The 2,288-nt window shown below is 72.9% G+C and carries 3 protein-coding genes; 2 read left to right on the top strand and 1 reads right to left on the bottom strand.

All coding sequences use genetic code 11. The annotated features are described in order from the left end of the window. Positions 1–594: AAA family ATPase (locus AB0C29_RS44440; RefSeq protein ID WP_360833842.1), on the bottom strand; the 594-nt coding region annotated here is incomplete at its 3' end. Between the two features lie 93 nt (positions 595–687). Between AB0C29_RS44440 and AB0C29_RS44435 the strand changes: the two genes are divergently transcribed. Both AB0C29_RS44435 and AB0C29_RS44430 read left to right on the top strand, forming a co-directional pair. Next, positions 688–1,293 carry a hypothetical protein gene (locus tag AB0C29_RS44435; protein WP_360833840.1) on the top strand — a complete coding sequence of 202 codons (606 nt, stop codon included), beginning with the start codon at positions 688–690 and terminating at the stop codon, positions 1,291–1,293. Further along, on the top strand, positions 1,290–2,288 hold a 999-nt coding region (locus tag AB0C29_RS44430), incomplete at its 3' end, for a hypothetical protein (protein ID WP_360833838.1). The genes AB0C29_RS44435 and AB0C29_RS44430, both read left to right, overlap by 4 nt.

Genomic DNA, 2,288 nt, shown 5'->3' with positions numbered 1-2,288 from the left:
CGGCGAGCCGGTGGCCGCCGCCAGCATCGCCGCGGTCTGCGCGGGGGTGAGGCGATCCAGCCGTACGTGGGTGACGGCGTGCCGGCGTTCGGTGCGGGCCAGCAGTCCCGCCACCGGCTGGCGGCGGGTCACCTCGTCCGGCCGGTACGTCCCGATGAGCAGCCGTGGCCCGCGCTGGTCGGCGATCCGCTCGAACAGCGCCGCGCTCTCCGAGTCGGCCCAGTGCAGATCCTCGAAGACGATGACGGCGGGGGAGTCGCCGATCAGGTCGGCCAGGATCGCCAGCCCGATGTGCAGGCGCTCGACCGGGCTGCGCCGCGGGTCCGCGAGGGTGGCCAGTTGTTCCTCGTCGATGTCCGGGTGGCCGTCGATCGCGTCGAGCAGCACCTCGTACGGCCGGGACAGCGAGCCGGGCTCCGCCTGGCCGACCAGCACCACGGTCTCCGCCGGCACCCCGGCCAGCAGCTCGTGCACCAGCCGGGTCTTGCCGATGCCGGGCTCGCCGGTGAGCACCAGGGCGTCACTGCGGCCCGCCCGCGCGCCTGTCAGAAGACCGTCGATCAATGCACGTTCGGCGGTCCGTCCGAGCATCATCGGCCGAGTGTATTCCCGTCGCAACCGGGCGAGGGTACCCGTACCGTGTCAGCGGGAGCCGACGCGGTTGATCTTTCGTGAAGGATCATCACCATGATCGAGACAACGAATCCACCGGGCGAGGAGTCGCGGGACGGTTCCTATCTGTCCTCGTTGGCCGGTCGCGGCACCCCGCTGACCGTGCTCACCCCGATGCCCCGGCGCTGGGTGCCGCTGCTGCGGGGCTTCCTGTTCCTGCGGCACCTGCTCGGCGCGCCCGAGGACCTCAAGCGGATGTCGTTCATCCACTTCGCGCACTGGTCCGTGCTGCCCCGCCTGCCCGGCCAGAGCCGCCGCTCCCGGTACGCGTACCTGCTGTTCCGCAGCGACTTCAACGGCGCCTGGGGCAAGTACATCGACGCCTTCTCGCTGGAGATCCCGGCCCGGATGGCGCTCATCTGGGGCTGGTCCTTCGGCTTCCCCGGGGCGCTGCCGCCGGAGCCGTTCCGGCGCTACATCCGGGCGAACGACCTCGACGTCGACCACTACTACGCCGCCTACCCGGACGCCGGAGTGACCGAGATCGCATCCGCGCTGCGCGTACGGGAAGCGTACGACCGGCATCTGGGCACCGCCGCCCCGGCCGAGTTCGGCGAGGCCTGGCAGCGCTTCGTCGACGAGGTCCAGGGTGACCTCTACAGCTGGGAGGCGCAGTCATGAGCCGCACCAAGACCGGCACCCGGTCGGTGACCGTGTTCGCGCGCATCGCCGACGGTCGCGCCGCCGGGCTGCGTGAGCGGATCCGGTCCTTCGAGCGCAGCCCGTTCGCCACGGTGGCCGGCGTCCACTTCGCCCGCCTGGTCGTGCTCGAGCACGCGGTGCGCCAGCAACGGCCGGCAGGGATGAGCCGCAAGGCGCGGCTGCTCGACCTGCTCGCGCACGGCGGCCGCCCGCCGCGCCCGGACGACCTGCCGCACCCGTATCTGCTGATGACCGCGACCGTCGACGGCGACCCGGCCGACTTCTTCCGGCGGCTGCGGCTGCTCGGCCCGGACGCCGACGCCATCTGGCGCGACTGCACCGGCTATCCCGGGCACGACCTGGAGGCGCCCTTCGTAGCGTTCTTCACGAAGCGCAGCGTGCGCGCCGACTACACGTTCTCCGGCAGCCCGGAGGGTTCGGTCGCTCAGCTCACCGACGCGCTGCGCCTGCGCCGCAAGGTGGCCGCGTTCGCCGCGACCGCGCCGGGCAACGCCGACGGCATGCTGCGCAGCCGCTTCCGGATCGCCGTCGACCTGGACGAGGACCGTGTCCCCGAGCCGGGGCCGGTGGCGCCGCTGGAGCTGCCCGACATCCAGGGCATCGTGCTGCGCGGCTTCGCCGACCACAGTGTGGCCGCCCACCTGTTCCTCCGGATCACCTCCGGGCCGCAGGCCCGGCGCTGGCTGCGTACCGTCGCTCCGGAGGTCACCTCGGCCGCCGAGGTGGGTGACCGGCCCGCCCGGGCCCTGCACCTGGGCCTCAGCCACACCGGACTGACCCGCCTCGGGGTGCCCGCAACCGAGCTGAAGGACTTCCCCGAGGAGTTCCGCGAGGGCATGCACGCCCGCGAGGACGTGCTGTCGCCCGGCCGGGGCACCGGGCCCTGGCAGGCGCCCTTCACCGGGCCGGGCGCGGTCGACGTCGTGCTGCTGCTGACCGCGACCAACCCAGCC

The organism is Actinoplanes sp. NPDC048791, from assembly GCF_040650095.1.
Classification (GTDB): Bacteria; Actinomycetota; Actinomycetes; order Mycobacteriales; family Micromonosporaceae; genus Actinoplanes.
This window is presented reverse-complemented; position numbering and strand designations above follow the sequence as displayed.